The organism is Kineococcus auxinigenes (assembly GCF_050871525.1).
GTDB lineage: Bacteria > Actinomycetota > Actinomycetes > Actinomycetales > Kineococcaceae > Kineococcus.
This window is the reverse complement of sequence record NZ_JBKBCT010000128.1, coordinates 1-4289: the sequence shown is the minus strand read 5'-3', so window position 1 is coordinate 4289 and position 4289 is coordinate 1. Positions and strand designations below refer to the sequence as shown.

Genomic DNA, 4289 nt, shown 5'->3' with positions numbered 1-4289 from the left:
CCCCCCCCCCCCCCCCCCCCCCCCCCCCCCCCCCCCCCCCCCCCCCCCCCCCCCCCCCCCCCCCCCCCCCCCCCCCCCCCCCCCCCCCCCCCCCCCCCCCCCCCCCCCCCCCCCCCCCCCCCCGGGGGAGGGGTGGTGGTACCACGCCACTCCCGCGCCCGCCCGCACGCCGTCCCGGCGTGTCCCCCGTCTTCCCCGCCGCTGCCCGTGCGGGGTTCAAGGTTCGCCCGCTCGCGCCGATGGAGTAGTGAGCCGCCCACCGGGGGCGCGCCGAGCGAAGGGCCGGGTGCAGCGTGCGCGAGAAGATCCGCGTCCTGGTCGTCGACGACTCCGTGGTCGTGCGGCGCATCGTCACCGACGTCCTGGCCTCCGACCCCGCCATCGAGGTCGTCGGCACGGCCCCCAACGGCAAGGTCGCCCTGGACAAGATCCAGCAGCTCAAGCCCGACGCGGTCACCCTCGACATCGAGATGCCCGTCATGGACGGCCTGCAGACGATCAAGGAGATCCGCCGCCTCGACCGCCGGCTCCCGGTCGTCATGTTCTCCACGCTCACCGAGCGCGGCGCCAGCGCCACCCTGGAGGCGCTGTCCTCCGGCGCCTCGGACTACGTGACCAAGCCCGCCAACGTCGGCAGCGTCAGCGAGTCCATGGAGTCGGTGCGCGCCGAGCTCATCCCCAAGATCAAGGCGCTCGTCCCGGGGGTCGCCGCACCGCACGCGGCCGCCGTCGCCCGTCCCGCCGCGCCCGTCGCCGTGCGCTCGCGCACCGGCGCCGCCGGGACGCCGCGGGCGCTCGTCGTGGGTTCCTCCACCGGTGGCCCCGAGGCGCTGTCCAGCGTGCTGGCCAAGCTGCCCGCCGGCCTCGGCGTCCCCGTCCTCGTCACCCAGCACATGCCGCCGGTGTTCACCCGCATGTACGCCCAGCGCCTGGACAAGGTCAGCGCGCTCACCGTCGTGGAGGCCGCCGACGGCCAGGAGGTCGTGGCCGGCACCGTGTACGTGGCGCCCGGCGACTTCCACATGGAGGTCGTGCGGCGCGGCACCGCGCTCGTCGTGAAGCTGCAGCAGGGGCCGCCGGAGAACTTCTGCCGGCCGGCCGTGGACGTCATGGTGCGCTCCGCGGTGGCCGCGTTCGGCGGGGACCTGCTCGCGCTGATCCTCACCGGCATGGGTTCCGACGGCAAGCTCGGCTGCAAGGCCGTCGCCGCGGCCGGCGGGCAGGTCGTCGTCCAGGACGAGGCCACCTCCGTCGTGTGGGGGATGCCCGGCGCGGTGGCCCGCGAGGGCATCGCCGACGAGGTCCTGCCGCTCGGCGCGATCCCCGACGCCCTGCTGCGCCGCCTCGGCGGCGCCCGCGCGGCACTGCCCCCCACCGCTGTCCGCTCCACCGTCCTCACCGCGGGTGCGGGCCGGGTGGGCGCCCTCGCGCCGGCGGCACCGCCGGCGAACCGCACCGCCGCTGCAGCGGCCCGACCCACTACTGGCAGGTGGTGACATGGCACTGACCCCCACGGCTTTCGAGTGGGTCTGCACGCTCGTCCGCAAGGAGAGCGCGATCGTCCTGGAGAAGGGCAAGGAGTACCTCGTCGAGTCGCGGCTCGTGCCGCTGGCGCGCGCGGCCGGAGCCGCGGACGTCAACGCCTACGTCGACGGCGTGCGCCTGCGGCCCGACCGCCGCACGCAGGTCGCGATCGTCGAGGCGCTGACGACGAACGAGACGTCGTGGTTCCGCGACGGCGCCCCGTTCCAGGCGTTCTCCACCACGGTGGTGCCGGCGCTGAAGCAGTCGCGCGCCTCCACCCGCTCGGTGCGGATCTGGTCGGCGGCCTCGTCCACCGGCCAGGAGGCCTACAGCCTGGCGATCGGGCTGCAGGACTCCCTGATCGCCGAGGGCTGGCGCGCGGAGATCCTGGGGACGGACCTGTCCAGCGAGGTCCTCGAGAAGGCCAAGGCCGGGACCTACTCCCAGCTCGAGGTCAACCGGGGCCTGCCCGCCCCCATGCTGGTCCGGCACTTCACGCGGACGGGCATGAACTGGCAGGTCAACGAGAACATCCGCCGGATGGTGCGGTTCCAGCAGCTGAACCTCACCAGCAGCTACGCCGCGCTGGGCCAGTTCGACGTGGTCTTCCTGCGCAACGTGCTCATCTACTTCGACCTGCCCACGAAGCGGGACATCCTCGGCCGGGTCCGCAGGGCCCTCAAGCCGGACGGCTACCTCTTCCTGGGAGGCGCCGAAACCACCCTGGGCGTCGACGACAACTGGGAACGCCAACTCATCGGACGGGTCTCCGTCCACCGCCCCAAGAACTGAGAGGACAGGAACATGAAGGCACTGGTCGTCGACGACTCCCGCGCCATGCGGAAGATCATCGCGGGCGCGCTGCGCAAGCTGGGGTACGAGACCGTGGAAGCGGCCGACGGCGCCGAGGCGCTGAAGGTCCTCCAGGAGGGCCCGCTGCCCGAACTGGCGACAGTCGACTGGAACATGCCGGTGATGGACGGGCTGACGTTCGTCACCCAGGTCCGCGCCGTCCGCGAGTACCGCTCGCTGAGCATCATGATGGTCACCACGGAGGCCGAGCACGGGCAGATCGTCCGCGCGCTCGCCGCCGGTGCCCACGAGTACCTGATCAAGCCCTTCACTGTGGAGGCGCTGGAGGAGAAGCTGGCCCTGCTGGGCCTGCTGCCGGAGGTGACGGCATGACGCAGGAGATCGAGCAGTTCGAGCAGGTCGGCGACTACGTCGAGGACGAGGCGCTCGCGCAGATCGTGGACCAGATGTGGCAGTCGTACTTCGGCCACGTCGAGCCCCTGCTGCCGGCGTTCGACCCGCAGGAGGTCCCCGCCCCGCTGCTGTGCGCGAGCGTCGGCATCTCCGGCGCCCGTCCCGGCCTGGTGACGGTCCTGGTCCAGAAGGCGGCCACCAAGCCGCTGGCCGCCGCCCTCCTGCAGGAGGACGAGGCGGACCTGGTCGACGACGACGTGTACGACGCGCTCGGCGAGGTCGCCAACATCATCGGCGGCAACATCAAGGCCCTGGTTCCCGACGCCGGCGCCCTCGGCCTGCCCGCCATCGCCGAGGCGCCGCCGCTGCCGCGTTCCAACAGCCGCTGCGCGGCCCGCCTGGACGCGAACTGGCAGGGGCACTGGATCACCTTCATCGTGTGGCTGTCCGGATCGGGGGCGTGACGATGAAGGCCCTCGTGGTGGACGACAGCCGCGTCATGCGGCAGATCGTCATCCGCACCCTGCGCCAGGCCGGTTTCGACTGGGTCGACGTGGTCCAGGCCGAGAACGGCAAGGAGGGTTTCGAGGCGGTCCGCGCCGAGAACCCCGACATCGTCCTGTCGGACTGGAACATGCCCGAGGCCTCCGGCTACGAGATGCTGCAGAACCTGCGCGGTTCCGGCCTCGACGTGCCGTTCGGCTTCGTCACCTCGGAGGGCTCGGAGGAGATGCGCGAGAAGGCGGCCGCCGCCGGCGCGCTGTTCCTCATCGCCAAGCCGTTCACGCCCGAGGCGTTCGCCGCGGCCCTGTCGCCGGTCCTGAACGGCGGCGGCGCGGTGGCCGCGGCTCCCGCTGCGGCCCCCGCGGCCGAGCGGCCCGCGGTGACGATGGACTCCAGCCCGCTGCCGTCGAACCTGGCGATCCGCAACCTGCTGGAGGACCTGCTCGGCCGCGAGGTCGAGGTCTCCCCGGGCACCCCGTGCCCGGTGGGCGGCAAGCCCGGTGCGGCGGTCGGCCTGTACGTCGACGACCACCTGCGCTCGGCGGCCGTCGCGGTGTTCGACTTCGCGCTGGCGGCCCACGCCGGTGCCTCGATCGGCCTGCTGCCCCCCGGGGCCAGCGAGGCCGCCATCGAGGACGGGGAACTCTCGGAGGCGCTGCGCGTCAACGCCAACGAGGTCCTGAACATCATGGCCTCGCTGTTCAACGTGGAGGGTGCCCCGCACCTGAAGCTGCACGCCGCCTACGCCCCGGGCGAGGTCCTGCGCCCGGACGTGACCCAGTGGGCCACGAGCACGGGCAGCCGCCTGGACCTGGACGTCAAGGTGGCCCGCTACGGCAAGGGCAAGCTCAGCATCGTCACGATCTGAGGCCCCGGCCCGCACCACCTCGTCACGGCCCCCGTCGCACCCCGCGCCGGGGGCCGTCGGCGTCCCCCCTCCCTGCACCCTTCCTCGCCCTCCGCCCTCCGCCCTCGCGGTGGTGGTTGTGGGGTGTGGTGTGGAAAGGGGGCTTTGACCGCGGGGGGCGGGGTGCGGGGGGCGGGGTGTTGGGTCG

The 4289-nt window shown here is 73.3% G+C and carries 4 protein-coding genes and 1 pseudogene; all 5 read left to right on the top strand.

Annotated features, from left to right (window positions below; genetic code table 11):
* Positions 1-293: 293 nt before the first annotated feature.
* Positions 294-1496, top strand: coding sequence for a protein-glutamate methylesterase/protein-glutamine glutaminase (locus ACRYR9_RS19505; RefSeq protein ID WP_432493784.1), 1203 nt, complete (start codon positions 294-296; stop codon positions 1494-1496).
* A gap of 1 nt (position 1497) precedes the next feature.
* Positions 1498-2316 (top strand): CheR family methyltransferase, encoded by an 819-nt coding sequence (locus tag ACRYR9_RS19500; RefSeq protein ID WP_432493782.1) that lies wholly within the window; start codon positions 1498-1500, stop codon positions 2314-2316.
* Positions 2317-2328: 12 nt separating this feature from the next.
* Positions 2329-2709, top strand: a complete 381-nt coding sequence (locus ACRYR9_RS19495; RefSeq protein WP_432493780.1) for a response regulator — start codon at positions 2329-2331, stop codon at positions 2707-2709.
* Positions 2706-3194, top strand: a complete 489-nt coding sequence (locus ACRYR9_RS19490; RefSeq protein ID WP_432493778.1) for a chemotaxis protein CheX — start codon at positions 2706-2708, stop codon at positions 3192-3194. The genes ACRYR9_RS19495 and ACRYR9_RS19490 overlap by 4 nt, the downstream gene beginning before the upstream one ends.
* A 2-nt stretch (positions 3195-3196) precedes the next feature.
* A pseudogene (locus ACRYR9_RS19485) lies at positions 3197-3553 on the top strand (response regulator); the annotation flags it as partial.
* Between the last annotated feature and the right edge of the window lie 736 nt (positions 3554-4289).